This is a genomic window from Streptomyces sp. NPDC051555, from assembly GCF_044454405.1.
In the GTDB taxonomy this organism is placed as follows: domain Bacteria; phylum Actinomycetota; class Actinomycetes; order Streptomycetales; family Streptomycetaceae; genus Streptomyces.
Genome location: NZ_JBITDP010000046.1, coordinates 1 through 24,865, shown reverse-complemented (window position 1 = coordinate 24,865; position 24,865 = coordinate 1). Strand labels below are relative to the sequence as shown.

The 24,865-nt window shown below is 69.9% G+C and carries 30 protein-coding genes; 15 read left to right on the top strand and 15 right to left on the bottom strand.

Translation table 11 applies throughout. The features are described from left to right. Positions 1-1,031: 1,031 nt before the first annotated feature. Together ACIBEA_RS42170 and ACIBEA_RS42165 are read left to right on the top strand one after the other, a co-directional pair. Positions 1,032-1,739: a hypothetical protein gene (locus ACIBEA_RS42170; protein ID WP_399269448.1), complete on the top strand. Its 708-nt coding sequence runs from the start codon at positions 1,032-1,034 to the stop codon at positions 1,737-1,739. Further along, the gene (locus ACIBEA_RS42165) at positions 1,739-2,953 is read left to right on the top strand and encodes a hypothetical protein (RefSeq protein WP_399269446.1); all 1,215 of its coding nucleotides are present in this window, start codon (positions 1,739-1,741) and stop codon (positions 2,951-2,953) included. Before ACIBEA_RS42170 ends, ACIBEA_RS42165 begins: the two co-directional genes overlap by 1 nt. 212 nt (positions 2,954-3,165) lie before the next feature. On the opposite strand, the gene ACIBEA_RS42160 is transcribed toward ACIBEA_RS42165, so the two are convergent. The 5 genes from ACIBEA_RS42160 to ACIBEA_RS42140 form a co-directional block, all read right to left on the bottom strand. Beyond that, entirely contained in the window at positions 3,166-3,720 is a 555-nt protein-coding gene (locus tag ACIBEA_RS42160; protein WP_399269444.1) for an NUDIX domain-containing protein, read from the bottom strand. Next, positions 3,717-4,364: a hypothetical protein gene (locus tag ACIBEA_RS42155; RefSeq protein ID WP_399269442.1), complete on the bottom strand. Its 648-nt coding sequence runs from the start codon at positions 4,362-4,364 to the stop codon at positions 3,717-3,719. Before ACIBEA_RS42155 ends, ACIBEA_RS42160 begins: the two co-directional genes overlap by 4 nt. A gap of 113 nt (positions 4,365-4,477) precedes the next feature. Next, positions 4,478-5,077, bottom strand: a complete 600-nt coding sequence (locus tag ACIBEA_RS42150; RefSeq protein WP_399269440.1) for a C39 family peptidase — start codon at positions 5,075-5,077, stop codon at positions 4,478-4,480. Then, positions 5,070-6,068 carry a threonine/serine dehydratase gene (locus ACIBEA_RS42145; RefSeq protein WP_399269438.1) on the bottom strand — a complete coding sequence of 333 codons (999 nt, stop codon included), beginning with the start codon at positions 6,066-6,068 and terminating at the stop codon, positions 5,070-5,072. Before ACIBEA_RS42145 ends, ACIBEA_RS42150 begins: the two co-directional genes overlap by 8 nt. Then, positions 6,065-7,024 carry a D-alanine--D-alanine ligase gene (locus ACIBEA_RS42140; protein ID WP_399269436.1) on the bottom strand — a complete coding sequence of 320 codons (960 nt, stop codon included), beginning with the start codon at positions 7,022-7,024 and terminating at the stop codon, positions 6,065-6,067. The genes ACIBEA_RS42145 and ACIBEA_RS42140 overlap by 4 nt, the downstream gene beginning before the upstream one ends. A 148-nt stretch (positions 7,025-7,172) precedes the next feature. Between ACIBEA_RS42140 and murF the strand changes: the two genes are divergently transcribed. Continuing rightward, positions 7,173-8,573, top strand: coding sequence for a UDP-N-acetylmuramoyl-tripeptide--D-alanyl-D-alanine ligase (murF, locus tag ACIBEA_RS42135; protein ID WP_399269434.1), 1,401 nt, complete (start codon positions 7,173-7,175; stop codon positions 8,571-8,573). On the opposite strand, the gene murC is transcribed toward murF, so the two are convergent. The 3 genes from murC to ACIBEA_RS42120 all read right to left on the bottom strand — a co-directional run bounded on the left by murC (position 8,570) and on the right by ACIBEA_RS42120 (position 11,197). Further along, entirely contained in the window at positions 8,570-9,988 is a 1,419-nt protein-coding gene (murC, locus tag ACIBEA_RS42130) for a UDP-N-acetylmuramate--L-alanine ligase (RefSeq protein ID WP_399269432.1), read from the bottom strand. The genes murF and murC overlap by 4 nt on opposite strands. Before the next feature lie 381 nt (positions 9,989-10,369). Beyond that, the gene (locus ACIBEA_RS42125; RefSeq protein WP_399269430.1) at positions 10,370-10,576 is read right to left on the bottom strand and encodes a hypothetical protein; all 207 of its coding nucleotides are present in this window, start codon (positions 10,574-10,576) and stop codon (positions 10,370-10,372) included. A gap of 255 nt (positions 10,577-10,831) precedes the next feature. Then, positions 10,832-11,197 (bottom strand): hypothetical protein, encoded by a 366-nt coding sequence (locus ACIBEA_RS42120; protein ID WP_399269428.1) that lies wholly within the window; start codon positions 11,195-11,197, stop codon positions 10,832-10,834. 375 nt (positions 11,198-11,572) lie between these two features. Here ACIBEA_RS42120 and ACIBEA_RS42115 point away from each other — a divergent pair, with 375 nt between their 5' ends. From ACIBEA_RS42115 to ACIBEA_RS42095, 5 genes are all read left to right on the top strand, one after another. Continuing rightward, the gene (locus tag ACIBEA_RS42115; protein WP_399269426.1) at positions 11,573-12,460 is read left to right on the top strand and encodes a helix-turn-helix domain-containing protein; all 888 of its coding nucleotides are present in this window, start codon (positions 11,573-11,575) and stop codon (positions 12,458-12,460) included. A 5-nt stretch (positions 12,461-12,465) separates the two neighbouring features. After that, positions 12,466-12,672, top strand: a complete 207-nt coding sequence (locus tag ACIBEA_RS42110) for a DUF397 domain-containing protein (RefSeq protein WP_399269425.1) — start codon at positions 12,466-12,468, stop codon at positions 12,670-12,672. 160 nt (positions 12,673-12,832) lie between these two features. Continuing rightward, positions 12,833-13,777, top strand: a complete 945-nt coding sequence (hemC, locus tag ACIBEA_RS42105) for a hydroxymethylbilane synthase (RefSeq protein ID WP_399269423.1) — start codon at positions 12,833-12,835, stop codon at positions 13,775-13,777. Positions 13,778-13,905: 128 nt separating this feature from the next. Beyond that, positions 13,906-14,244 (top strand): hypothetical protein, encoded by a 339-nt coding sequence (locus ACIBEA_RS42100; protein WP_399269421.1) that lies wholly within the window; start codon positions 13,906-13,908, stop codon positions 14,242-14,244. Positions 14,245-14,609: 365 nt separating this feature from the next. Further along, positions 14,610-14,939, top strand: a complete 330-nt coding sequence (locus ACIBEA_RS42095) for a hypothetical protein (RefSeq protein ID WP_399269419.1) — start codon at positions 14,610-14,612, stop codon at positions 14,937-14,939. A 12-nt stretch (positions 14,940-14,951) separates the two neighbouring features. Here the strand turns inward: ACIBEA_RS42095 and ACIBEA_RS42090 are convergent, their stop codons facing one another. After that, positions 14,952-15,269, bottom strand: a complete 318-nt coding sequence (locus ACIBEA_RS42090) for a DUF6087 family protein (RefSeq protein ID WP_399269417.1) — start codon at positions 15,267-15,269, stop codon at positions 14,952-14,954. Positions 15,270-15,387: 118 nt separating this feature from the next. Here ACIBEA_RS42090 and ACIBEA_RS42085 point away from each other — a divergent pair, with 118 nt between their 5' ends. After that, positions 15,388-16,725, top strand: a complete 1,338-nt coding sequence (locus ACIBEA_RS42085; RefSeq protein WP_399269415.1) for a NucA/NucB deoxyribonuclease domain-containing protein — start codon at positions 15,388-15,390, stop codon at positions 16,723-16,725. Positions 16,726-16,780: 55 nt separating this feature from the next. On the opposite strand, the gene ACIBEA_RS42080 is transcribed toward ACIBEA_RS42085, so the two are convergent. The 3 genes from ACIBEA_RS42080 to ACIBEA_RS42070 all read right to left on the bottom strand — a co-directional run bounded on the left by ACIBEA_RS42080 (position 16,781) and on the right by ACIBEA_RS42070 (position 18,468). Beyond that, positions 16,781-17,272 (bottom strand): hypothetical protein, encoded by a 492-nt coding sequence (locus ACIBEA_RS42080; RefSeq protein WP_399269413.1) that lies wholly within the window; start codon positions 17,270-17,272, stop codon positions 16,781-16,783. A 106-nt stretch (positions 17,273-17,378) separates the two neighbouring features. Continuing rightward, the gene (locus ACIBEA_RS42075) at positions 17,379-17,882 is read right to left on the bottom strand and encodes a hypothetical protein (protein ID WP_399269411.1); all 504 of its coding nucleotides are present in this window, start codon (positions 17,880-17,882) and stop codon (positions 17,379-17,381) included. A 268-nt stretch (positions 17,883-18,150) separates the two neighbouring features. Next, positions 18,151-18,468 carry a hypothetical protein gene (locus tag ACIBEA_RS42070; protein ID WP_399269409.1) on the bottom strand — a complete coding sequence of 106 codons (318 nt, stop codon included), beginning with the start codon at positions 18,466-18,468 and terminating at the stop codon, positions 18,151-18,153. 441 nt (positions 18,469-18,909) lie between these two features. On the opposite strand from ACIBEA_RS42070, the gene ACIBEA_RS42065 reads away from it, so the two are divergent. From ACIBEA_RS42065 to ACIBEA_RS42050, 4 genes are all read left to right on the top strand, one after another. Continuing rightward, positions 18,910-19,755: a hypothetical protein gene (locus ACIBEA_RS42065; RefSeq protein ID WP_399269407.1), complete on the top strand. Its 846-nt coding sequence runs from the start codon at positions 18,910-18,912 to the stop codon at positions 19,753-19,755. 9 nt (positions 19,756-19,764) lie between these two features. After that, positions 19,765-20,427, top strand: coding sequence for a hypothetical protein (locus tag ACIBEA_RS42060; RefSeq protein ID WP_399269405.1), 663 nt, complete (start codon positions 19,765-19,767; stop codon positions 20,425-20,427). A gap of 142 nt (positions 20,428-20,569) precedes the next feature. Then, positions 20,570-20,728 (top strand): hypothetical protein, encoded by a 159-nt coding sequence (locus ACIBEA_RS42055; RefSeq protein WP_399269403.1) that lies wholly within the window; start codon positions 20,570-20,572, stop codon positions 20,726-20,728. Beyond that, positions 20,728-21,048: a LuxR C-terminal-related transcriptional regulator gene (locus ACIBEA_RS42050; RefSeq protein WP_399269401.1), complete on the top strand. Its 321-nt coding sequence runs from the start codon at positions 20,728-20,730 to the stop codon at positions 21,046-21,048. The genes ACIBEA_RS42055 and ACIBEA_RS42050 overlap by 1 nt, the downstream gene beginning before the upstream one ends. Positions 21,049-21,120: 72 nt before the next feature. Here ACIBEA_RS42050 and ACIBEA_RS42045 read toward each other — a convergent pair whose 3' ends face one another. Next, complete coding sequence (locus ACIBEA_RS42045; protein ID WP_399269399.1) at positions 21,121-21,348, bottom strand: hypothetical protein; 228 nt, start codon at positions 21,346-21,348, stop codon at positions 21,121-21,123. 81 nt (positions 21,349-21,429) lie between these two features. On the opposite strand from ACIBEA_RS42045, the gene ACIBEA_RS42040 reads away from it, so the two are divergent. Both ACIBEA_RS42040 and ACIBEA_RS42035 read left to right on the top strand, forming a co-directional pair. Further along, a complete protein-coding gene (locus tag ACIBEA_RS42040) occupies positions 21,430-21,606 on the top strand; it encodes a hypothetical protein (protein WP_399269397.1) in 177 nt (58 codons plus the stop codon). Continuing rightward, a complete protein-coding gene (locus ACIBEA_RS42035; RefSeq protein ID WP_399269395.1) occupies positions 21,603-22,652 on the top strand; it encodes a phosphotransferase in 1,050 nt (349 codons plus the stop codon). The genes ACIBEA_RS42040 and ACIBEA_RS42035 overlap by 4 nt, the downstream gene beginning before the upstream one ends. Positions 22,653-22,750: 98 nt before the next feature. Here ACIBEA_RS42035 and ACIBEA_RS42030 read toward each other — a convergent pair whose 3' ends face one another. Together ACIBEA_RS42030 and ACIBEA_RS42025 are read right to left on the bottom strand one after the other, a co-directional pair. After that, entirely contained in the window at positions 22,751-23,476 is a 726-nt protein-coding gene (locus ACIBEA_RS42030; protein ID WP_399269393.1) for a HEAT repeat domain-containing protein, read from the bottom strand. Positions 23,477-24,499: 1,023 nt separating this feature from the next. After that, on the bottom strand, positions 24,500-24,697 hold the full coding sequence (locus ACIBEA_RS42025; protein WP_399269391.1) for a hypothetical protein: 198 nt from the start codon (positions 24,695-24,697) through the stop codon (positions 24,500-24,502). Positions 24,698-24,865: the final 168 nt, after the last annotated feature.

Sequence of the window (24,865 nt, the reverse complement as noted above, 5' to 3'; positions counted from 1 at the left end):
CTCCAAGCCTTCGACATCACCTTCGACGGCCGACTCTCCATCGGCCGGCGCTAACGAATCCAGCAACCAAAGCCACCGTTTACTGGACAGGCCCGTACCCGATGGGCCCCAGGTGCCGCATCCGCCCCGCATCGTCCGTCGATGCGGGGCGTTCCTTCTTTTTCGCCATGCTGTGGTGTACCTCTCCGATCCACAGCCGAGCCGTGGGTGGTCAGACGTGGGTGCGTCCGGTTACCCTGGTTCGGCATACATCTGGAACGGTCCTCCCTTTGCCGCCAAGCTATCGGGGTGGGCCGTTTCGTCTTTATACCGCCGAGACTACCGCGCAGAAGGCGTAGCTCGGACGGCTCTAGCCGCGTGGCAACGGTGTTCCACGACACTCGGCCGACATCTGGGCTCAAGTAACGCGCCAGTTCGGGCCGAAGGGCTCTACCACCCCGCCGAGAACCGGTGCTCCTGGGGCATGTCGAGCTCGGGGAGAACGTAGAGATCCCTTATCATCCCGCATTCACCCGATTTGAGACTTGGTGTTGGCGCGTGCCAACACCAAGTCGATGCCTCGGCCGGAACGTGGACTGCCGCCGTGACCTGTAGGAATTCGGCTTGAGTAGAGGAGCTCCCCCGTGCAAGTGTGTGCACGGGGGGCAGCACCGCGCCCAGGCCCCGCAGTTGGTTGCACCCCCTAGCCCTCCGCGGAGCCCCCAGCAGTAACTGCTGGCCCGCTGCGGCTGCTCCCCAGGGCTGGGCTTGCCGTGACACCCCAGCCCTTGCCGACTCACTGTGCTCGAGATCCGCCCGGAATTCCAAAATGCTCGGCACGCCCCCCGTTGCCCGGGGGTTCGTCGTCCGTCGCCCGCAGCTTCCAGCGACCGCACCCAGGGGCCTTGCCCGCTCCGCGGAGTCCCTTGGTGGAGTGCGGGAGCCGGGAGCCGGCGAACCATCAACTCGCGCCGTCCCAGACAGGCCGGACGCACGTTCCGCGGCATCCCGTTCCCTGACGGGTCCCCCGTTTGCGGCTAAGCTCCCCTGCCATGCTCATTGCCGTTATCTCGAACCGCAACAAGACCGGTAAGACCACCGTCGTGTCCTGTCTCGGGCACGCGCTGGCCAACCGCAAGCCGCCGAACAAGACCTACGTACCTCTCGCCTACGACGGTGACTTCTCCGCGCAGCTTCGCAAGTGGTACAAGGCCGCCAAGGCCGACGAGGACTTCTCCGAGTTCCCTTTCGACGTACGGCTCGCCGCCACCACGCAGTTCGAGGACATTCTGGAAGAGCACCCTCACGAGGGCAAGGTTGGTCTGGTCGACACCGCGCACCTTGAGGACTCCCGTGGCTACGCTGAGGCCGTCATGGAGCACGCGGACGCCGTGATCCTCATGACCGAGCCGAACCTCAACGAGCTGGAGCGCCTGGAGGCCCTGCCGCTGGCGGACGCGATGGCCAAGGTCGACGCCAACCGTGCCGCTGCCGGGCGCCAGCCCATCCGCCGTCTCGTGATGTTCTTCCGGGTGCCGACCTCTGTGAACGCCCAGGACGTGAAGACGACGCGGGAGTACATCACCGATGCCGCCAACGCCGAGGAGTGGGGCGGCTGGCAGGTCCTGACGACCAAGATGACCGAGAACCGCAAGCTGGCCCGCCTGTCGGAGACGAACCCCCCGAGCCTGGACGCGATGAAGTCTTCCGGCATGGACCAGCTCGTCACCGAGCTCGAGAACCTGGGGGTGCTTGTCTGATGGCGCAGGCCGCGAAGAACGCCGCGAACAAGCGACTGGAGGCGAAGCGGGCGAAGGCGGAGGCAGAGGCCAGGGCCGCTATCGAGGCAGCCGGCGCTGACGGCGCCCCGGGCGCCGGGCTGGAGGAGAAGGCCACCGCCGTGGTCGCTACCTTCTCCGATGCCAAGCCCGCCCGGCCCGCCCAGTCCGAGATGCCAACTCTGTATGCCCATGGGCGCGGTTCCGGTGGCCCGATGCTCTCTCTCGCTGATATCCCGGACCCGGTCGACCTGCCTGAGCGCACCGAGTTCTCCGAGGGTGACGCGTACCTCGCCGACCAGACCGAGCGCGCCGTCGAGCAGATGGAGGACGCGTGGGAGGTCGCGGCCAAGGCCGTAGCCGGCGCGTACGCGCGCAAGCTCTGGCTCGTCAAGGGCTACACGTCCATGGAGGAGTGGGGCCGTGCCATGCGTCGCCCCATGGCGTCGACCGTTTTCTACACGTTGCTCGACGCCTGGAACGTGAAGGCCGGGCTGTCGCAGATGGTGGAGGCTTCCGTTACCCGCGCCCAGGTCACCTCCCCACGTGGGGAGACTTCGTTCGAATTCGATTCGAACGCTTCCTCCCCACGTGGGGAGCCGACGATCGTCGAAGTTCCACAGCTGACGAAGAAGCAGGCCGCCGCACTTGCTCCCGCACAGAAGAAGCACGGCAACCACGGGTTGTCGGCGACGTTGACCGGCGTGCAGAAGGCCACGGGGAAGAAGGCGCCCTCGGTTCGAGCGCTGGAAGGCGCAGCCCGGGCCGTCCGACAGCTCCCGGAGGGCACCAGCCCCGAGCAGGTCGAGAAGGTGGCCGAGGACGCCGCCAGGGCCGCCGCGAGCGCACCGAAGAAGTTCTCTCCTGTGGCGGTCACCACCACGGCCGAGGTCGCCGATCCCGGTGTCAGCGCAGCGACCGCCCTCATCCAGGGCCACGTACGCAGGGTGAAGGAGGTCAACGCGGTCCTCGATGCCCTGCCCTCGATCCCCGTATTCCAGCATCTGACCGGAGAGATCGAGGCCGCCCGCGAGGCCGGTGACGGCGGTGCTGCCCTCACGGCCCTGCACACGGAGATGGATGGACTCGTGAGGACCCTCGCGGTACTCCTGGCTGCAGCGAAGATGTCCCGCGCCGAGGCCGCCTCCGGAGCCAAGGACAACGCCGAAGTACCCGCGCAGGCCACTGCCGAGTAGCCAGCTGGGGGAGCAATGCCGAAAGGCGCTTCCCAGCGATGTGGCGGCGCGGTCCACGTTCGATCCGCGCCGCCTTTGTAGCCAGCCGGGCGAAGACACTCCAAGCCTGGGCGACCAGGAAGAGCCGCCGGAGCCCCTGGGTTGGGACGTCCCAACCCTGGCCTCATCGCCTCGCGGGGCCGAGCGGGGCGGCCCCTGTGGAAATCGCTGTCCTACACCACGTGGCGGTCGGTGTGCGCGGGGTCGGCGTCCCACGGCTTCTCGCTGCCGCCCGGCCCGTTGAACGAGACCTGCCGTCCGGCCTGGAGCAGCATGGGCCGGTAGGCGGTCCGGGCCTTGCGGATGTGCTTGAGGAACTCGACCAGGCGCGGGGTAGTGCCCTCCAGTGCGGCAAGGGTGGGGAACGAGGGGGTCTCGTGCTGGTCGTAGCGGTCGGGGAGGTGGACCGAGTTCAGGCGGCGGCCGGTGAGGTGTCCGCCGTCGAAAACCATCAGCTGGTACGGGGCGGCCTGGGCGGTCGCGGGGTGGAAGTCGATTGCCAGGAGCGGGGACGGGCTCTGCAGCGCGAGGCCGGTGGACTCGTGGAGCATGCGCCCGGCGGTCTGGAGGGGGCTGTCCTCCCCGGGCCGCATGTACCCGGCGGGCAGCATCCACCGGCCGGTGCGGGCTGAGCGGACCAGGAGTGGCCCTGGGTCGTCTCCGTGGGTGATGTAGACGGCGGTCGCGAGCCCGATGGCCAGGCCCTGGCCATCGCCCAGGCTGCTCATGTGGTGGTCCTTCCGCGGGCCGGGTGGTGCGACCCCGCGCCGGCCTTGGTGTCGTCGGACGCGGTGGGGGTGGTGTGCCAGCCGTCGTAGCCGACGAGGCGGGGGTCCCAGGAGGGGATTGCGAACTGCCGGTAGGGTGCGCGCTGGAGGGGGAAGGCGGCGAGCCCGAGGCTGGTTTCGAGGGCCGCGAGGGCGACCTCGGGGTCGGGGGCGCCAACGGCTTCGGCTTCCACGTAGGTGCCGATTCCCTTGACGACGGCCAGGGAGACGGCGAAGGCGGGGAGGTTCGGGTTGCGGTAGGTGGTGCGGTGGGTGCGGAGCGGGGTGAGGCGGTCCAGGCCGAGGGCCTCGAGGCGGCGGCGAACCGAGGCGTCGTCGCCTTGGGACAGGAGCAGGGCCAGGGCTGCGGGGTCGATGTCGTTGGTGCGGTCCGGGCCGCCGTCGGCGGGGGTGTAGGAGACCGCGATGCCGCTGGCAAGGGTGGCTCTCACCAGTACGTGTTCGTCGCCGTGCCAGCTGTGGGCGACGGAGACGGTGAAGTACGACTCGTGGGTCTCTTCTTCGGTGCCTGGCCGGTAGCCCTTGGCGGTGAGGCGGTCGAGGAGGAGGGGTGTGCACGAGCTGATTGCCCGCTTGCGGATCATCGTCGGTCCCTTCTGTTCCTGCCTGGTGTGTCCGGCGACACGGTCGCCGGCGGGGTGTCCCGCGACACCACGGTCGGCGCGGTGTCGCGGGACACAGGCCGCGGGGGAGGCGGCTAGGCGAAGCTCACGCCGCGCTCGGCGTAGAACTCGCTGAACACGTCGACCGGGAGTGCGGCCGTGCGGGCCCGGTCGGTGTGTCCGGACGGGTTGCGGAAGTGCAGCTGCCCGTGCCGGTGCGCGGTGACGTAGACGAGGTGTCCGCCCTTGCCCGGCGCCGGGTGTTCGGGGCGCCGGATTTCCTTGTTGACGGAGGCGATGACGGTGAATCCGTTCCGTACCAGGGTCAGGAGGTCCTCGACGGGGAGGCGGCCCTGTACTTCCGCCTCGATGCCGTGCTCGGCGCGGACGTAGTCCACGAAGGGGGCGTAGATCAGGCCGCGGATCGCTCCGCCGTCCAGCTCCTCGTACGCCCCGTATTTGCGGGCGCCGTCGAGGAGGTCGAAGAGGCGTGGGGCGGTGCCGTCGCGGCGCAGGAGCGCCATGCGCAGGCAGGCCAGCCCGCAGATGTTGCCCGCCCAGCGGGTGTATTCGGCGAGGGTGGGGGCGCCGGACTCGGGCCAGCGGGGGTCCTCGGCGACCGGGTGCCCCTGGTAGGCCATGGCCTCGATCAGGTCCTCGCTGGCGTACTGGGTGACGGTCGGGAAGTCATACATGCGCGGGGGTTCCGTTCCTCGTGCGGAAGGTGCTGGTCAGATCATGGAACACGCGCAGGTCCACCCCGCCGCCGGAGACCACGACACCGACCGTCTGCCCGGCCACGTCCGGCCGGTTGGCGAGGACGGCCGCCAGAGCGACCGCTCCGGACGGCTCGACCACGCACTTCAGGTGCGCGAAGGCGTAGCCCATGGCGTAGGTGATCTCGTCGTCGGTGACAGTCACCACGTCGTCCAGGAGCAGCGAGTTGACCTGCCAGGGCAGCTCGGAGGGGATGGTGTGCCCGAGGCCGTCGGCGACGGTGCGGGGCACCTCTTCGAGGCTGACGCGGTGTCCGGCGCGCAGGGAGGCGAGCGTGTCGGCGGCGGTGTGCGGCTCCACGCCGACGACGCGGATGTCGGGGCGCAGGTCCTTGGCGATGACGGCGGTTCCGGCGGCCAGCCCGCCGCCGCCGACGGGCACGAGGAGAGTGGTGATCTCCGGGTGCTCGGTGAGGAGTTCCAGAGCGGCCGTCCCAGCTCCAGCCATCACGTGGGCGGAGTTGGCGGAGGGGATCACCGACAGGCCGCGTTCCTCGGCAAGGTCGGCCACCAGGGCGTCGCGGTCGCCGTAGCTGCGGTCGTAGGTGACGATCTCCGCGCCCAGCGACACGACGCCCTCCACCTTGGCCCTGGGGGCGTCGGAGGGGATGACGACGGTGGCCGGCGCGTCGAGGAGCCGTCCGACCAAAGCGAGGGCCTGGGCATGGTTGCCGGAGGAGGCGCCGATGATGCCGCGCGCGCGGGCCTCGGCCGGCAGACTCGCGGCGTGGTGGTAGGCGCCCCGGAGCTTGAAGCTGCCGGTGCGCTGGAAGTTCTCCGCCTTGACGATCACGGTGGCGGCCGTGGCGTCGTTGAGGGCGGTGACCGAGAGGTGGGGGGTCCGGACGGCGATGCCGTCCAGGGCCCGGGCCGCGGTACGGACGGCGGCGGGGGTGATGGGTAAGGTCACGGCCGGTACCCGCCGCTCAGGTCGGCGGAGGCGAGGAGCATGCGGACGAGCTGGTCGTAGTCGATCCCCGCCGCACCGGCCATGGTGGCGAGGTTCCCGCCGTGGGACAGGCCGGGCAGGGTGTTGACCTCCAGCCAGACGACCTGTCCGGAGCGGGTGACGATGAAGTCCGAGCGGGAGTAGCCGGAGCACCCCAACTCGCGGTGGACGGCGACCGCGCTGGACTGGACGAACGCGGTGACGTCGGCGGGGAAGTCGGCGGGGCACCGGTACTCGTGGAGGGAGTCGTCCCGCTTGGAGGCGTAGTCGTAGAACTCGGCGGCCGTGGGGACGGTCTCCAGCGGGGGCAGCGGCATGAGGGAGTTGTCGACGTCCAGGACGCCGCAGGTGACGGGGGTGCCCTCCACGAACGGCTCGGCGAACCAGCCCTGCGTGGTGTCGATGCGGGCGACGGCGGCGGTCAGGGTCTCCAGATCGCGGGCCAGGACCATGCCGATGGAGCCGCCTTCGGCGACGGGCTTGATGATCAGCGGCAGGCCGACCTCGCCCAGCAGGTGGGAGACGATCGCGGGGGTCTCGGCGCCGGGCTCGATGCGCCCGGTGGCGGCGACTTCGATCCCGGCGGACGCGGCGACTTGCTTGGAGACCACCTTGTCCATGCCGAGCGCGGAGGCCAGAACCCCGGACCCGGTGTACGGGACGCCGATGGTCTCCAGGAACCCTTGCAGCTTGCCGTCTTCGGCGTACTGTCCGGCGATGGCGAGGAACGCCACGTCGACCTGTCGGATCTCCGCCTCGAAGTCCGCCGCGGTCGTGTCGAGCATCACAGCGCGGTAGCCCTGACGGGTCAACGACTCGAAGACGGCCTTGCCCGACAGCAGGGACCGTTCCCGCTCGGTGGACTTTCCGCCGGTCACGACGGCGACGAACGGGGTCTCGTTGGGCTCGGAGGCCATGGGAACAGCTCCTCTAGATGGGTGTGGTGGACGACACGGACGCCAGCGCTGTGCCGGAGGACACCGCCGGGAGGGCTACGGTCGGGGGCGGGCCGGTGGCGCGCGACTGCGCTTCCGGGGAGCAGCTGTACCGAGGGAGTCCTGCACGATGTTGTCCTTCTCGCTGGAACAGATCGCCGCCGTCACCGGAGGCCGCCTGGCCGACGTGCCCGACCCGTCCGCACTGATGACGCAGGGCATCGTCACCGACTCCCGCGAGGTGATCCCGGGCTCCGTTTTCGTCGCCTTGGTCGGAGAGCGCGTGGACGGCCACGACTTCGCCGCCCGCACCGTCGAAGCCGGGGCGATCGCCGTGCTGGCCTCCCGGCCCGTCGGCGTCCCAGCGATCGTCGTCGACGACACCCTGGCGGCGCTGGCCGCGATCGGCCGCCACGCCCTCACCCAGCTCACCGACCCCGTCGTGGTGGGGCTCACCGGGTCGGCCGGTAAGACCTCCACGAAGGACCTCCTCGCGCAGGTCCTCCCCAGGTTGGGCCCGACATCGGTCACCGACCGCTCCTTCAACGGGGAGATCGGAATGCCGATCACGATCCTGCGCGCCAACCAGGACACCCGGTACCTGGTGCTGGAGATGGGCGCCAGGGGAGCCGGGCACATCGCGAACCTGACCACGATCGCCCGCCCCTCCGTGGGTCTGGTCCTCAACATCGGTACCGCGCACGTTGGGGAGTTCGGCGGCCGGCAGGCCATCGCGGACGCCAAGTCCGAGCTGGTGGCCGCGCTGCCCGCCAACGGCCTCGCGGTCCTCAACGCGGACGACGAACTGGTCGCGGCGATGGCCGCCCGCACGAAGGCCCGGGTACGGACCTTCGGCTTCGGCGACCACGCGGACGTATGGGCCGACCAGATCACCCTCGACGCAGCCGGGCGCCCCTCGTTCACCCTCCACCTGCGGGGCGTCGCCAACACCCGCGTCACGATGGGCCTGCACGGCGAGCACCACGTCGCCAACGCGCTGGCCGCCGCCGCCGTGGCCACCGGCCTCAGGATGAACCTGTCCGCCGTGGCAGCCGCCCTGTCCAGCGCGAAGAACCTGACCACCGGCCGCATGGAAGTCCTGGACCGGGCCGACGGCCTGCAGGTCGTCAACGACGCCTTCAACGCGAACCCGGACTCGATGCGGGTGGCACTCAAGGCCTTGGCCGCGATGGCCGACGGCCGGCGCACCGTGGCGGTACTCGGCGAGATGATGGAACTCGGTGACGAGGCCGAGGCCGGACACCGGGAGGTCGGCAAACTGGCCGCCGACTCCGGCGTCGGACTTCTGGTCGCGGTCGGTGGCGAGCACGCGCACATGCTCGCCACCGCCGCGCGGGAACAGAACCCGCTTCTGGACGTGATCCGTGCCGCCGACCGCGACGCCGTTCCAGCCGCCATGGCAGGCGCACTGACGGCCCGGGACATCGTCCTGGTCAAGGGCTCCCACAGCACCGGCCTGGAGGCCACAGCCCAGCTCCTCGCGACCGACACCGCGGGAACCCACGCCTAGTTCCGGACGACGCTGACCGTGTGGGCGAGGAGCGCCTCGCCCACCTCGGACACCGCCCCGGTGCCCATCGTCAGCACGAGGTCACCGGGACGCACCAGCTCCCCGCAGACCTCGCCGGCCGCGGTGATGTCCGGCACACGGTGCACGGGGGTGCCGTGCTCGGCGACGGCCGCCGCGACCTTGTCGGTGCCGACCTTCCCGATCGGGGAGTCCAGCAGGGAGTGCACCGGCAGCAGCACGACCTCGTCGGCTCCGGCCAGCGCCCGGCCAAGGGCGTCGCCCAGGGCGGCAGTGCGGGTCCAGCCGGAGGGCTCGAACGCGACCAAGACCCGGCCGCCCTCGGCGATCTGGCGGGCGGCAGCGATGTCGGCCCGGATGGCGGTGGGGTGGTGGGCGAAGGAGTCCATGACGGTGACGCCGTCGGCCTCCCCGACCCGGGTCATCCGCCGGGCGACCCCGGCGAACACGGCCAGACCGGTGATCAGGGTGCCGGGGTCGACGCCGAGGGCGAGACCGGCGGTGTACGCGGCGACCGCGTTCATGGCCGCCGCTTCGCCGGGGACCGCGAGGCCGATGGTGACCTCGACGCCGTCGGGGCCGCGCAGGGTGATCAGGGACCCGGTGCCGTCGGGGCGGATGCCGGTGACGCGTACGTCGGCACCGTCCGAGCGGCCGTAGGTGACGGTGATGATGTCCTCGCGGACCAGCTCGGTGACCTTGCGGGCGCCCTCGTCGTCGGCCGAGACGACCAGGCAGTTCGCGCCCCGGGCGAAGGTGGCGTAGACGCCGATCGCGTCATCCAGGTCGACGTAGGTCTCGGGGTGGTCGTCCTCCACGTTGAGGATGACAGCGACCTCAGGGCGGTAGGCGGTCAGGGACCGGTCGCTCTCATCGCCCTCGGCAATGAAGATGTCGCCGGAGCCGGTACCGGCGTTGATGCCGGAGGCGACCAGGTCGCCGCCGCCGGACCAGCCGGACAGGTTCGCGCCGACGGCGGACGCGAGCATCGCGGTCGTGGACGACTTCCCGTGCGTACCGGCCACGACCACGGAGTCCTTCACCTCCGCCAGGAGGTGGGCAAGGAGCTGGGAGCGGTGCACGACGGGGATGCCGGCGCGGCGGGCGGCGGCGATCTCCGGGTTGTCCGTGCCGAGCGCGCTGGACCAGATGACCAGGCACGGACTGCCGGGCAGGACATCCGAGTGCCCAAGGCTGATCGTGGCACCGGCCGCCTTGAGGCGGTCGGTGACGGGGGTGGAGCGCACGTCCGAGCCGGTGACCGTCGCACCTCGCTCCGACAAGAGCAGGGCGAGGGACGACATCCCCGCTCCGCCGATGCCCACGAAGTGCGGGCGGGCAGTGTCGAGGGGACCGGTGGGGATGGTCGGGATCGGTACGTGCTTTGTTTCGACCACAGCTACTCCCTGAATCGAAGTGGGTGAGCGGGGCCCGCTCCGGCCAGAAAGGCCGAGTGGCGGGGGTGGTAGAGCTCCGGGGCCGGACCAGGCAGGCCCCCGGCCCCGGAGCGGTCTGTGGGGTCCCGCCACCCGGTGGACTTCCTCGCCCGCCACTCCTCCGCCATGCCCAGCACCTGCTCGGCGTACTTGGCGTGGAGGGTCAGGCGGGCGGCCGGGTCGGGACAGTTCCTCTTGAGGATGGTGCGGGTTCCATCGAGGGTGCCGGCGGCTATGCCGCGGTGCCGGGTGTTCGGCAGGGCGGCGAGCTGCGCGGTGCTGTCGTGCGGCTCAGGCCGGCGGCCGTGTCGCCGGGCATCCCCGGTGGGGGAGGAGGGGTGGTCAGGCCGGGTGGTCGGAGTCTGGCGGCGGGACTTCCGACCACCCGGGGTCGTCGGCCGCCCGGTCCGGAGCGGACACGGCGGGCAGCGCGTATGCCGAGGGCTCTACCTCCGAGAGGGCGAGGTAGCCGAGCAGGCCGTATGCGGTGGCTTGGCAGGCGATCATCCCGAGGGTGAAGGCCTGCTCTGCCCGGTCTGCTAACGCCATGTCCTCGAACTCCTCGGGTAGGGCCGTCCCGTCGCGTCTTTCGGCTCCGACAATCCGACGGGGGTGTCTGGTGGTCTGGTGGGACGGCGAGGCCGCCTACGGTGGGTGCTGTACAACATGCATCGGTCGTGGGGTTGGAGGGGGCCCGCGCCTTCTGCAAGGCGGGCGGTGTCGTGCGGCTCAGACCGGCCGTGTCTCCGGACACGGGAACGGGTACTGCGGAGGGTGTAGACCCGGAGCGGTCTGCGGGCCCCGCTATCCGGTGAGCTTCTTCGCCCGCCACTCCTCCGCCACGCTCAGCACCTGCTCGGCGTACTTGGCGTGGAGGGTCAGGCGGGCGGCCGGGTCGGGACAGTTCCTCTTTAGGAGGTTCCGGGCCCCTTCGAGGGTGTCGGCCACTATGTCGCGGCGCCGGGCGTTCGGCAGGACGGCGAGCTGCGCGGTGGCGTCGGGCAGAGCATTGCGGATGTGGGCCGCGAGACGATCCACAACTGCGTTCGAGGCGGGACCGGTGGGGGTGAACTGGGCCAGGCCCATGGCGGTCGCCGCGTCCTTGGCGAGGAGCTTCCGCGCGGCTGTGGTGTCGTAGGACACCGAGGCCGGTGGAGTGTCGCTCGACACCCCCCGCGGGTGGGCGACTCCTGCCCACTGGACGTCTTGTGCTCTTCCGTGCTCAGTCGTGCTCGTCACCGTAGGGCTCCGTTCACCAGGCATGGGGGCTGGGCCGCCCGGAGCCCCGGGCCACGGTCATGGTCTTCTCTCGGGACCCCGGGCGGCGTGCCTCTACGGTCCTACCTCTTCAATCTAAATTTCAATCCGAACTCAGCCTTTATTGCACAGGGGCTCAGATTGGTATATTCAAGGACGCGCACCGAGTCCAACTCGGCGCGAACCGGGGAACGTTCGAAGCACACCGAGGGTCTTTCGAGGCGAACTCGGGTACCTACGGATCGAACCGGCACGGCGACGAGGCGAACCGAAAGGGAGGTGGCAGGGATGGCGGCGAACGTAGGGGCGACGTTCCTCCGGATCGTGCTGGGCCAGGAGCTCACCCGGCTCCGGGAGCAAGCCGGGTTGACGGGAGAGGCAGCCGCGAAGAAGGCGGGGTGCTCAACCCCTACCATCAGCAACGTCGAGTCCGGGAAGACTGGGTTCCGCCGCATAGAGCAGCTCGCCAAGTTGCTCGAAGAGTACGGTGTGGACGAAGACGGCACCGCCATGCTGATGGACTGCCACAAGCAGGCCAAGGGCGACGACTGGTGGACTACCAGCGTGTCCGCCCTGCCCTCAGGCATGAACCTCTTCCTCGCATGGGAGTCCGGGGCCGAGCTGGTCAATGCCTGGTGTCCCGGCGTCGTCAACGGTCTGCTCCAGACGAAGGAATACGCCCACGCCTGCATCCTGTCGGCGAAGATCGCCAACGACACGACGGACGAGTTCGTGGAGAGCGCCGTCGAGGTCCGCATCAAGAGGCAGAAGAGGATCACCGAGGAGGGCATGAAGCTCAACTGCGTGATGGATGAGTCCGCGCTGACCAACATGGTCGGTAGCCCGGAGATCCTCCGAGCCCAGTACAAGGCCATCGCGGAACTCAACGAGCTTCCCAACGTGACCGTCCAGATCATCCCGAAGTCCGCCCCGACCTACCGGGCCACGGGCGGAGACTTCACCATCCTCAGCTTCGATCCCAAGAGGCTGCCCGAGGAGGCCATGCAGGTCCCGACCCCGATCGTTGCTTGCGCCACGGTGGACGCGATCACACGGGTTTCTTCCAAGGACAGGCAGGTCAAGCAGTTCGCTCGACGCTTCGAAGTTTTGACCAGGGGAGCCCTCCCCGACTACGAGACGCCCAAGTTCCTCGAACAACTAGCACGAGAGGTTTGATCACCATGAGCACCACCTTTATCGCCCGTCCCGACGGCGACTGGTTCAAGTCGTCCTTCAGTAACGGGGGCGACCCGAACTGCGTGGAGGCGCGAGCGCAGTGCGGGACGGTGCACCTGCGCGACTCGAAGCGCAAGGACGAGCTCCAGTACGACGTGGTGGCGGTCTCCCCGGCCGCGTTCTCCGCCTTCGTCTCGTATCTCTGCTCGTAGTCCGCCCGCGGCCTGTGTCTCAGGACGGACGCCGGCGCTGTATCGCCGGACACCGTCCGATCCCGGGCCCCCGCCGACGGCGGGGGCCCGCCCGCCTTCCGGCCGGTCGCCGACACGGTGACGGCAACTGGCCTTCGCTGACAGGCATATGGTGCGCGGCATGACTCTCGAACGCATCACGATCGCGTCCCGTCCGTCCACGATGGCTCTCTTCCAGGCCCGGCAGGTCCGTGACCGCCTCGCGCACTGGTACCCGAACACCGACGTCACGATCCTGCCCGTGTCCACCGAGGGCGACCGCTGGGCCGGTCGCCTGGCCGACCTCGGCGGCAAGGGGGCCTTTATCAAGGGCGTCGAGCAGGCCCTCCTCGATGGCCGCGCCGACCTCGCCGTCCACTGCCTCAAGGACATGCCCGGCGACACCGAGCCCACCGACGGGCTGACCGTCGTCGGCTACCCGGCCCGCGACGCCGTCAACGACGTCATGGTCACCGCCGACGGGACACGCATGCACCAGCTGCTCCCCGGCGCCCGGGTCGGTACCTCCGGCCCACGCAGGGTCGCGCAGCTCGCCGCCTACAACCCCGCCCTCGTCACCGTCCCGGTACGGGGCAACGTCGACTCCCGCCTGCGACTCCTCGCAGAACGGGAGATCGACGCCCTGATCGTGGCCCGGTGCGGCCTGGTACGGCTGCGCAGCGCGGACCCCCGGATCGGGGAGGGGATGGTGCTGGAGACGATCTCGACGGTGCGGATGCTGCCCGCCGTCGGGGCCGGGCTCCTGGCCCTGCAGACCCGTACCGACGACGAGGCCACCATCGCGGCCGTGTCCCGGTTGTGCGACGTGCACGCGGGGGCCGAGGCCGACGCGGAGCGGACGATGCTCCGCGCGCTGGCCGGGCACTGCCTCGCCCCGATCGCCGGGCACGCCGACACCGTCGTCCGGGGCAGGGAACTGCGCCTGACCGGCGCCGTGTTCAGCCCGGACGGCAAGACCCGCATGGAGTCCACCCTCCAGGGCCCCTCACCCGAGGCCGTGGGCCACGGGGTGGCTGCAGACCTCCTCGCCCAGGGCGCCCGCCGCGTCCTGGACGATGCCCGCTGACCCGCGGCATGTGTCGCGCGGCATGGGGCCGGCGAACGTGTCGTCCAACGGCCTTCCGGCCACACGCATCGGGGTTTGGCCGGAAGTCTGTCGGCGGACGCCCGCCCGGGCCGCGTACCGTCACCCGCGTGAAACTCCCATCCATCACCCATGCCCTGGCGCGCTCGCTGCCGGAGATCCCCGGGTGGATGGCCGACTGCACGGTGTGCCGGATACGAGTCGTGATCTGGCGGAACCTGTTCTGGGCCGTCCGAACGGAGACCGGGATCCGGCAGCGCAACAAGAGCGCCGAAGTCCTCGCCGAGCACATCGCGGTCCGCCATCCCGAACAGATCCCCGCCTACGACCTCGACTGCGGGTCCTGCATCACCTACGGAACGCAGGTCAGCGCGTTCACCCCGGTCCTCCTGGACCGCGCGCACCGCGCCGAGCACCTCTTCAAGTCCCCCGCCGACGCCCGTAGCTGACCCACGGCAACCGGCCTGGCATATTCAGGAATTGGGCGAACGGCCCCTCGCGGGGCGCTACTGTCTCGCCTGTACCGATTGAGCGTCACCCACCTGTGGAAAGGGGGGTAATCCGTCATGCGCGCATTCCTCGCCGCCGCCGTCCAGTCCAACGCCCCGGACGCGGCAGAAGAGACCGACGCCGAGGCCACCGAGGACGACGCCGCGTAACGGGGTCGGCACCAGCCGCGCCCGCAGTCTGCACAGTTCGTACGGGACGGCCCCGGCACCCCTTCCCCGGACAGCAGAGGGGTTCCGGGGCCGCGCCGTGTCCGGCGATACCTCGCTGGCCCGCATGTCCCACGACACACCCACGGAGCACCGTCATGCCCCTGATGACCGCCGCCGACCTCGACCCCGAGCCCAAGGCCACCCACAAGCAGATCGACGCCTACCTCCACGCCCACCGCTTACAGATCATGCGCCGCCACATGAAGGGCGAGAAGATCCGCAGGATCGCCGAGCGCTACGAGGTGTCCGTGGTCGTGATGACCCGCCGCATCGAGAAGTGGACCGACGACCACGACCTCGTCAACAAGGCCTTGGTCCCCGTCTCCTGGGCCCGGCCTCGCCGGGCCGCCTTCCTCGACGCCGTGGCTACATCCCCCTCCTGGGTCTACAGCGGCGACGACATCGGCTTCTGGGAACAGCTGTGACGCAGCCGACTTCTAGCTCTCCTCGCCGGGGCGCGGCTTGCGGTGCCGCCCCCGCCCGCGCACCGGAACCGGACCACCCCCGGCGGGCGGTCCGTCCTGCTTCGGCGGCGGCGGGTAGAGGATCTGCTTCGCCTGCGCGTAGTTGGCCGCGACCGTGTACGGCTGCCACGCGTACCCGTCCCACCGCTCGATCGCCCGCGGCTTGTCGGGCTCCACGTGCGCGGCACGGGCCGGACCCGGCGCTATCGGTACCGCCCGCAGCCTGCCCACCCGGTCCTGCTGACGGGCCAGGAAGCGCTGCACCCACGACTCGAGAGGTTCCTCGTCCATGACCGCGGAGTCTCCCACGAGACGAGTGCCGGCCGTTTGCCGGCGGACACCCGGCCCGGCAACCGACGTTCGCGAACACCTCCCGAACAGCCGAACACGTGCACTACGCTCCCGGCTCATGAAGCGAACCAGCGCCTTATTGGGCGCTCTCAGTGCTGCCCTCCTCCTGACCGCGACGCTCCCGGCCACCGCGGCGACGGCCGCAAAGCCCCCGGTGAAGGCGGTGTTCGGCGGCATCACCAGCCCCGGCAACCCGGTGCTCCCCATCGGCTCCCGTCTCCCGGCCGGCCTCACCGAGTCCCGCGCGGCAGCCACCGCCGCCCCGCCGACGTTGACGAAGGCGGCCGAGGAAGCCGCCAAGACCGAGATATCCCGGCCGCTGACTCCGCCGGCCACCGCCGGGCCGCACGCCGCTTTCGCCGGGCCTGTCCCGCACTCGACGCCGTTCGTGACGGTTAAGTGGTGTCGGGAGAATACGGACACCGACGGTAGCGGTGCGATGCCCATGGACCGCTTCAACTGGTGCGCGGGCCGCGACAGCGTCATCTACTACGTCGACACGGAAGGCCAGGTCCAAGGCAACACGACGTTCCGGATGACCACCGCCGGACGAGGCGACAAGGGGTCCCGCAAGACGTTCTTCACCTCCGAGTTCTACAACTTCAAGGACTCCGGCGTCGTGCTCCCCGCCGCCCTGGTCCGCCTGGAGCTGTCGTACAGCACCTCCGGCTACTCCGACACGGACGGCTCGAACCCGGCCTGCCACGTCGTCGGCAACTCCCCCACCACCGTGGCCGCCTGGCGCTCCGGCTCCACCGCCGTCTTTGAGGTCAACAGCACCAAGGAAGAGGGGAACCCCGCCACCCCCGACCGGGTCAGCCGCTGCACCGTCAACCAGCAGGGCCGATCGGACCTCAACCTCGGCTGGGTGACCCTGCACTCCACCAACGTCCGTGCCGACTCCGCCGCGTACCTGGGGGTTGCCGGGGCCACGATCTTCTCGGACAAGTACGCGGTCCTGTGGGACTACACCCGCAGTGACCCGGACGTGAACGAGGTCGCGCAGCACATCTACGACGCCCAGACGAACCCCGGCTCCACCTTCCCGACCAAGGCGGGCAAGTCCATCCCCGGGAGGATCGGCTCCGGCCGTCCGCTGCACTACGCGGCCAACGTCGTCTGGGACGTGGAGATGTACCAGCGCCGCAAAGACAACACGACCGCGAAGAACAACGCGTGCAAGGCGCTGTCGCCGTCCGGGACCCCGGTGGGCAAGGAGTGCGACGAGTACCCCTTCGCGTCCACGATGGAGGGCGCCGGGCTCGGTGACGGAAACTTTTCCGTCCGCTACGTGACCGCGTCCGACAACAACACCGCTGGCCAGTGGCTCGCCACCTGGTACAAGGACGAGCGGGTCATCAACCGCGAGGGGTTCTACCCCATCATCGGAGGCTGACCTCGCACTACCCCGCCCGGGGGCCCGCACACAGTCGTGTGCGGGCCCCGCTGTCTCAGCTCACGAAGCGGTCCTCGAAGTCCTGGCCGTCCGGCAGGGGGCCGGTCTGCCAGAAGCGGAGCACGTACCGCTCCAGCCCCTCGTACACGCCTCCCTGAGCGACGTCCTGGATTCCCTCGGCCGGGTAGGCCAGCTCCCGGCAGACCTGCACCCGGTAGAGGCCCGGCATCCCGAGCGCAACCGGCCCTCCGGCGAACCCGTCGAAGAGCTGGTCGATCAGCAGGACCCCGGACCGGGACAGGATCGTCGCCTCGCCCACCACCGGCACCTTGGCCGGGTCCGGCTCCCCGTCCCACACTTCGACGGCCACCTCGGCGGTATGGGTGTGCACGAGGCTCATCATGCGGACGCTGCTTTCCCCCACGCCCAGGCTGCCGTCTGTGGTCAGCGGCGGATTAGCGTGCTCATCCCACTCGAAGTCCTGCACCACGAACTGGTGGTGAGAGATCTCTACGTCCCGCTCGGCGGTCACTAACACTTTGCTCATGACCGGACACTTTCTCACCAATCTGCCCCTGCCAGGTGAGGAACAGCACCGGTGCCAGCCGCGGTGCTTGACGGGCTGCCGGCCGGCGGCCCCGGGAGTCGGTCGGCTACCGGGCCTTCTTGGCCTGTTCGATCAGGGCAGCGCCGACGGCATCGGCCAGGGTGCGGTCGATACCGGCCTGTTCCAGGGTGGCCCGGCTGATGGCTGCCACTTCGTCGGCGAGGTCGAGGAAGGTGATCTCGTCGGCCTGCAGCTCCGCGATCACCCGCAGGGCCGGTTCCGGGGCCAGCAGGTGGGGGGCGGCCTCGAAGCAGAAGTCGTGCGCGAGGTGGTTGCGGCGGTCCTTGGCGGCGATGAGGCGGTCTTCGAGCCCGTCGACCGCCGTCAGGCGTGGGCCGAGCCGCTTGAGGTTCTTGTCGATGCCCTCGCTGGCGGCTTTTTCCCAGGGGTCGGCGCCCAGCTTCCGGCCCTCGGCGCGGGCGGCGGCGAGACGGTGGTCCGCGGCGGCGTTCACCAGGGCCCGTTCCAGGGTCGCCGCCGCGAACATGGCCTTCCCGAGGTGGCGGTGGGCCTGCTGTATCAGCTCGATTTGGGTCTGCTCGATCGTCACGGCTCAGTATGACCGTGGCGACCACCGCCTGGAGAGGTGAACGACCGCACCTTCGCCAGCGCAGGTTCCGCGGCAGGTGCCCGAGAGCACCCGGCGGGGGAGGAGGTGCCCGGGACTACTACCCTGGCGACGAGGTGGGGGTCCGCCACCTGCACGTCGGCCGGGCGAGACGATCTGTACCTCGTTCTCCCCGACCGCTGATCGGGGAGAACCGGTGACCCGCGCCAGGGGCGGCCAACGCGCCAGCGAGGGGCTGACCGTCACCTGCCTACGCGTCGTCGAGTTTCGCCGCGTACACCCGCTGCGCCCGGCTGATCAGGTCCAGCTGCGCACCGGTGAGGACCTGCGCGGCCTGCCCACCGATGCCCTGACGCACCATCTCCCGGTAAAGGCGGGCCGCCGACACCGCCAGCGACTCCAGCTCTGCCCGGGTGAGCTCCCCCTCGGAGCCTGCGGCCGGCTCCGGCGCGGAGGTCTCCGCGCTCAGGACGCCGTTGGTGAACGTCAGACCGGCGATGTCCCCGCCCGTCTGGATGAGGGTTCCCGCGAAGGTGCCCCCGGTGACGCTGTTGACCACACTGCCCATTCCAAGCTCCTTCACCTGCACGGTTGTCGTGATCCGATCATCAGCGATCAGCCCCGACGCGTACAGGAGGTCAGCGAAACGCGGCTGAGCATCATCCCCGCGGCTACCAGCAGCTCGCCGGCCTGGAGCCTCTCGGGTTCCTTCCTGACCGGAGTGCGACGGAGCCCGATGCCGCCACAACAGAATTCGATGGCATGTTCTAAAAGAAGGCGACGTGCGGGGGTCCGGCCGGTATAGCCTCGGGACACCCCCAACACCCCGCGTTCCGCGAAGGGTTCCCCCGTGCCCGAACCTCCACCGCCACCGACGCCTGCGACGATCACGGCGATCATCCCACCCGGCGGTCAGAAGCCCCCGCCTCCACCGCGCCAGCCGCCCGGAGGAGCACTGCCACCGCCTGCGTGGCCGCCGCCTCCGCCGACCCCGGGCCCGGTCGTCCACGTGCCCATCGTGGTCCCCACCCCGATACCCGTCCCGATCATCGTCACCGTCCCGGCAGCCGCCACCGAACCCGACCCGGAACCGGAAGAGGCGGGATCATGGCGCGACTGGCAGCGCCTGGCCTACTTCGCGGCCGCAGCCGGAGCGGGATACGCCTTCAACCTCGTCCAGTGGGCCGGCGCATTCCTCACCCAGCAGGGCGAGAAGTACGGCCAGGAGTCAGCGGTCTACCAGGGGCTGGGCGTGGCCGCCGCCGCGCTCCTCGCCGGAGCCCTGCTGCGCTCCCTGTTCATCCGGAGCAACGGACCCCTCGCCCGGATTCTCGCCTGGGCCACCCGCATCCCCTTCGTGTCTGCCCTCCTTGCCCTCGGCCTCTACGGCCCCGGGCCCGAATCAGGAAGCCCTCCCGTGTACTTCGCCGCTGCCGAGCCGGGCCCATGGCTCGGGGACATCGGATACCCCGGCGCCGCGCTCGCCGTGACCGTCCTCATGATCGCCTTCCTCAAGAAGAACCCGAAGAAGAAGATCGGGCAGGCCGCCGCCGCCCTCATGTCGTTCATCGCCGCGTCCCTCTACCAGGCCGCGGGCGGACCGTGGCAGGCCCCGGCCGACTCGCTGATGCGGCTGATCGACAACCTGAGGGAGTCCAACCCGGTGTTCGCCGGAGTCGGCTACGCCGCGCTGTGCATCGCGGTCACCCTCGTGATCGTCCTCTTCAACCTCAGCGCCCGACGCAGTGCGTTCGCCGGGTTCCTCGCCGCCCCCCTCTACAACGCGGCCGGCGCCGGGTACGCGATGGTCGCCCAGTTTGTCGCCACCGCACTCGCCGCCCTCATCCACCTGTAGGAGCCCGACGTGAACATCAGCAAGGAAGTGGAGTTCGCGGGGTCCTACCTGCGGGCCCTGTGGGACGGCTCCACGATCATGGGCTCCTGGCTCTGGAAGATCACCTTCACAGGCGACTGGAAGCTGCGCCTCCTTATCGCCGGGTGGGGCGTCTGGACCCTCTACGTGAAGTGGGACGACATACCCGAGGACGCCTCCTACCGGTCCATGCTCGTTGCCGCGGCCCTCGCTCTGTGGATGACCATCGCCCTCGTCGTCGCCCACCGCAACCTGGCCGAATCCGATGCCGACGATGACCGGGAACCCGACGAGGACCCGGGGGAGGGAACCGTCCCCCAAGACGCCCACCCCGACACCGAAGAGGAGACGGAACCCAGGCCTCAGACCCACCTGGTGGACCGCGAAAGCTTCGTTCTCCTCGCTCGCTCGCTGATCGCCCCAGGGACCGTGGGAGTCCATCTCGCGACCCTGGACAAGGCCTTGGGGGAGAAGGGGAGCGCCCGTAAACACGCCGACTTCTACGGCATCACCGTGCGCCGCCAGGTGTCGGTGAAGGGGGACAACCTGACCGGGATCAGGGCCTCGGACCTCCCCTCTCCCGAGGTTGCCAGGGCCGTCGATCTCACCCCCACCGAGCCCCGCATCACCAACATCCAAAACGACTTCTCCTGACCCCTCCCGGGCCCCTTCTCCCCCACTTCCGCACCCCGCCCCACCTCAGCCCCCAGACCCCAGAAACCGCAGCTCACACCGCACTCTTGCCACTCTGCTAGCCAGAATTCTGGCCGCCCGCTCTGGCCCCGAGGAGCCCCTCGTGTACTACCGATACCGGCCATGGTGCTCCGCCTGCCGGATCTACGTCACCACCCGCCGGATGCCCCGCAGCAAGGCGATCGCCGCCCGCGACCAGCACCGCGCCGACCTCCACGGCGGCGGATCAAACTGGCCATCGCGGACCGCCGGTTGGCGCTGATGCCGCTCTCCCTGGACCTCGACGGCGTGCGCGCCGCGGTCATCCGCCCCTCCAGCCTGCTGGACGCCCTCACCGACTACTGGGAACTGTGCTGGAACCAGGCCCTGCCGCTGGACGTCCCCGCCGAGGACCCGCTGGGCGAGGAGGACCGCCTGGTGCTCACCCTGCTGGTCAGCGGGCTCAAGGACGAGGCCATAGCCCGCCAGCTGGGCTGGTCGGTCCGCACCATGCGCCGGCGCATGAGCCGCCTCCACGAACTCCTGGGCGCGGTGAACCGCTTCCAGGCGGGCGTCATCGCCAACCGCCGCGGCTGGATCTGACCCGACGGGGCGCGACCGGGCGGGGCAGCCGGGCCGGGCCGGGCAGCCGGGCCGGGCCGAACCACACGCCGGTCAGGCGGTCTTCTGTCGCTGAGCGGTGCTCCGCGTCTTCACCCCGCCGACGACGAGCGCCAGCCCCACGGCGACGACTCCGAGGTAGGCGGTGGACGGAAGATCGACGATCTTGTGCATCCACCCCCACTCCGTGCCGAAGAAGGTCCGCGAGGCGAAGCTGACGAGCCCCTGGGCGCCTACGACGTAGCCGATGCTTTCGAGGGTGTATCCGATGGTTGTCCGCACGGATCAACCCTCTCGCGGCGGTCCCGCGAGATCGTCCTCCACAGGGCCGAAGGCGCGGTAGTCCAAAGGATGCAGTCGCGGATGCGCGGCGCCGGGGCAGCGGGCCCCGGGGATGCCCGCCGGAAGACGGGCGGCATCGCCGGGCCGAACCGAATTCCGGTGCGGTACATCGACGTGCGGGACATCGACGCGCGGGACACCGACGTGCGGGACATCGACGTGCGGGACATCGACGTGCGCGTACCGTGCCGAGGGTGACGGACAGGACGCGAGAAGACGATCTGCCGACCGCCTTGCCGGCCCTGGCCCGCACGTTCCGGCTGGGCGAGGTCCGCGCCATGCGGTTCCTCGCGCACGGTCTGATGAACCGGAACTGGCGGCTGGAGACGAGTACCGGGGCGTATGCGGTGAAACAGATCACCGATGTGCCCCTGCCCGAGGCCCGCAGGAACCTGGCCGTCCTGGCCGACCTGGCTCGTACGGGCCTTGCGGTTCCGGCACCCCGGTCCGCCGAAGACGGCGAGCTCGTGGCGGAGGTCGCAGGCCACGGGTACTGCGTTCTGCCCTGGGTGGACGGCGAGCACGTTCAGGGGACCGACCTCACCGTCGGCCAGGCCCGTGATCTCGGCATCCTCCTGGCCCGCCTGCACGAGTGCTTGCACCGGCACGGTCCCGGCCCGCTCCCGGAACGGACGCCCACGGCCCGAGTCCGCGACGCAGCCGAGGCCGACCGGGCGGCGGCCGCTCTCCTGGTCCGCCTCCCGGCCGATCCGGCGACCGACTTCGACCGGGCGGCCACCGAGGCCCTGCACGACCGGCGCGGCCTGCTCGCGCGGCACGGGGGCGCGCGGCCGGAGGGCGAAGTGCCGGCTGGGCCCCACGGGTGGACGCACGGCGACTTCCAGTACCGCAACCTGCTGCGCCGGGAGGGCCGGGTCGTGGCGGTCCTGGACTGGGACCGGCTCGGTGTCCGTTCGTACGGCGAGGAGGTCGCGCGGACCGCGCAGGTGCAGTTCGGAGTCGGGGGCGTCTTCGATCTCGATCGCACCGCCGCCTTCTGCGCCGGCTACCGGTCCGTGATCGATCTACCGGAAGCGGACCTCGCCGACGCCGTGAGGCGGCTGTGGTGGAAGCGGCTGACCGACTTCTGGCAGCTGGAATTCCACCTCGACCGCCGGGACCGCCTGGACCACCGGGCTCGCCAGGACCCGACCTTCGGCGAGATGTTCCTGACGAACGAGGCCCTGCTGCACTGGTGGACCGACCACCCCGACGAGGTCCAGGCCGCCTACGCCGCCCGCTGACCGGCGGCGAAGCCGAAGGACGACATCAGCCCGTACGAGCCCACCTGAACGCGTCCCCGAACCGCCGACGAACGCGGCCGCCGCAGGTCAAGGGGTCATCAGACCTCGAAGTCCGAGCGATCGATCCACGAAATCGTGGCGACGATGCCCTCACCGGTCGGGGCCTCGATCACCGCAAGCCATGCCTCCCGGCGGGTCTGCTCGACCAGCTCCCGCCACGGAGCGGACCAGTCGAAATCCCAGTCCACAGCGGGCGCCCCGACCCAATACGTGCCCCTGTCGCCTGTCTGCCAGAACGCGACGCTCAGAACGAGCTGGCCGTGGTCCGCCAAGTCGTCCACCAGATCGGTGAGGCGGTCCGGCGGCCACACCGCATCCACACCGTTCGTGCTGCTGCGAAGGCTCGCGACAAGCGGTGGCACCACCGGGTGGAGCGCCCCCAGGTCGGTCAGTGCCTCCCGGAGACTCTCCGGCTCGGACCAGTCCGGCGGAGTCCGCCGCTCCCGACACGACGCGTAAGCCCTGCGCAGCGGTTCGACGGCCTCGACGGCCTCCAGCCCACCCAGGGCGGTAGCGAACCACTGCCGCACGGTGTCGTCGTCACTGGCGAGGAGATCGATCAAGGCAGGTATGCAACGACGGTCCTTCAGCTCTTCGAAGACCTCGATGGCCGTCAACTGACCGAATCCCCCAAGACCCGGCAGCCCACGGACGATCTCCGGAACGACATCGCGGCCCATGAAGATGAGCGCGGCTCGCGCGTCCATGGACTCTTCCGAGCTGCCGTCCAACTGCCGGACGAGTCGATCGACGTGGGATTCCATGGCCCGGAGTCTCTCACCGGGCCTGAGACGCCGACACACATTTTCCCAGGGGCGACCTCCCCGACCCGCGACGTGCCTTGAGGAGGTCGAGCACGAGCCAGTGATCGACGGTCACATTCCCGAACCGGACATCGACCTCCAGACGGATGCGGGAGAGCACGGCGCCGAACCAAGCTGCCCCGACGGCCGTCAAACAAGGCACAGTCGTACCAGGCCACGCTTAGCAGGACGGTTCGGCCTAGAAGCAGGTGCACTCCCCGTCCCAGAGCACCTGCCCGTCGAGGCGGGAGCACAGCACTCGCCACCGGCGCGGAGGCCGCCGATGTACCGCCCGAGAGGCTGGGGCAGAGGCCACAGCCTCGTCGCCCGCCAGCTGCACCACTTCCCCTTCCCGACGCAAGGGCAGGCTCCTGCCATCCAGCGAGCTTCCCCAGCCTCCGGGCTATCCCCGCAGGTGCGGAGAGCAGGTCGGCGCCATCTTCGTCGCCGGGTTCGTGTGGGGTTCATCCCCGCGGGTGCGGGGAGCAGTGTTGCTGAGCAGCCACTTTAGGTCGGCAGGAGCCTGTTCTGAACCACTTTTACCGAAACCGGCATATCGGAAAAATGGTGTGGCAAGCCAAGAGCAGGTGGCGCTGCCGCCCCCGCTTCCCGACCCCAGACCTCTTATCTCCGGGTTTACCCACAGCAACCACCGAACGCGCGCCCAGTCGATGCCCGCACCCGACACCCGGCACCCAGCACACCGGAGCTACTCCGCACCACCGAACCGAGAACTGCCGGATTGAACTCCGGCTCTCGTGCCCTTGTGCTCAGCAGCGCAGCCCTGCGAGGGACCAGGGGCCCTCTCCCCAGACGCCGAGCAGGAACCCCGGAAGAGCGGGTGACCGAGACCGCAACGGTCTACGGCCGGACGCCAGCGCGGATCCGCCGGCGTGCGGACCCGGCGGCACCGCCGGATCGTCAGCCCATGGGGAAGGAAAGTCACGCCGGACCTGAAGACGCGGCAGGAAGCCCACCGCGAGCTCACCAGTCCCACTGGAAGCCGACCACCGCCTGCTCCAGGAAGGGGATGAACTGATGCAGCTCGCCCCCGGTCCCCACGTCGAGCGGTAGGCGGCGGACCAACTCGCCACCGGCGTAGTCGTCCCACACGCACCACCAGGACCTTCGGGGCGGCGTGCCTTCGAAGACGATGCGCATGTCCACGTTGTCGATCCGCATCCGTGCCGCGCGCCGCAGGTGGACACACGGTTCGGGCGTGGCGCGGTGGACCGTGGCGTAGTGCAGGGGAGCGCGGAACCTGTCAATGCGATCAAGGCAGGTGATGTGTTCTATCGCTGTGCTGGGATCGTTTGGTCGTCGTGGTGAAAGTCGGTGGGTTTGTTGATC

Coding starts and splice junctions, on each gene's coding strand:
- ACIBEA_RS42170 (WP_399269448.1), top strand. CDS start 1,032: ATGCTCATTGCCGTTATCTCGAACCGCAACAAGACCGGTAAGACCACC.
- ACIBEA_RS42165 (WP_399269446.1), top strand. CDS start 1,739: ATGGCGCAGGCCGCGAAGAACGCCGCGAACAAGCGACTGGAGGCGAAG.
- ACIBEA_RS42160 (WP_399269444.1), bottom strand. CDS start 3,720: ATGAGCAGCCTGGGCGATGGCCAGGGCCTGGCCATCGGGCTCGCGACC.
- ACIBEA_RS42155 (WP_399269442.1), bottom strand. CDS start 4,364: ATGATCCGCAAGCGGGCAATCAGCTCGTGCACACCCCTCCTCCTCGAC.
- ACIBEA_RS42150 (WP_399269440.1), bottom strand. CDS start 5,077: ATGTATGACTTCCCGACCGTCACCCAGTACGCCAGCGAGGACCTGATC.
- ACIBEA_RS42140 (WP_399269436.1), bottom strand. CDS start 7,024: ATGGCCTCCGAGCCCAACGAGACCCCGTTCGTCGCCGTCGTGACCGGC.
- murF (WP_399269434.1), top strand. CDS start 7,173: ATGTTGTCCTTCTCGCTGGAACAGATCGCCGCCGTCACCGGAGGCCGC.
- ACIBEA_RS42125 (WP_399269430.1), bottom strand. CDS start 10,576: ATGGCGTTAGCAGACCGGGCAGAGCAGGCCTTCACCCTCGGGATGATC.
- ACIBEA_RS42115 (WP_399269426.1), top strand. CDS start 11,573: ATGGCGGCGAACGTAGGGGCGACGTTCCTCCGGATCGTGCTGGGCCAG.
- ACIBEA_RS42110 (WP_399269425.1), top strand. CDS start 12,466: ATGAGCACCACCTTTATCGCCCGTCCCGACGGCGACTGGTTCAAGTCG.
- hemC (WP_399269423.1), top strand. CDS start 12,833: ATGACTCTCGAACGCATCACGATCGCGTCCCGTCCGTCCACGATGGCT.
- ACIBEA_RS42095 (WP_399269419.1), top strand. CDS start 14,610: ATGCCCCTGATGACCGCCGCCGACCTCGACCCCGAGCCCAAGGCCACC.
- ACIBEA_RS42090 (WP_399269417.1), bottom strand. CDS start 15,269: ATGGACGAGGAACCTCTCGAGTCGTGGGTGCAGCGCTTCCTGGCCCGT.
- ACIBEA_RS42085 (WP_399269415.1), top strand. CDS start 15,388: ATGAAGCGAACCAGCGCCTTATTGGGCGCTCTCAGTGCTGCCCTCCTC.
- ACIBEA_RS42080 (WP_399269413.1), bottom strand. CDS start 17,272: ATGAGCAAAGTGTTAGTGACCGCCGAGCGGGACGTAGAGATCTCTCAC.
- ACIBEA_RS42070 (WP_399269409.1), bottom strand. CDS start 18,468: ATGGGCAGTGTGGTCAACAGCGTCACCGGGGGCACCTTCGCGGGAACC.
- ACIBEA_RS42050 (WP_399269401.1), top strand. CDS start 20,728: ATGCCGCTCTCCCTGGACCTCGACGGCGTGCGCGCCGCGGTCATCCGC.
- ACIBEA_RS42040 (WP_399269397.1), top strand. CDS start 21,430: ATGCGCGGCGCCGGGGCAGCGGGCCCCGGGGATGCCCGCCGGAAGACG.
- ACIBEA_RS42030 (WP_399269393.1), bottom strand. CDS start 23,476: ATGGAATCCCACGTCGATCGACTCGTCCGGCAGTTGGACGGCAGCTCG.
- ACIBEA_RS42025 (WP_399269391.1), bottom strand. CDS start 24,697: ATGCGGATCGACAACGTGGACATGCGCATCGTCTTCGAAGGCACGCCG.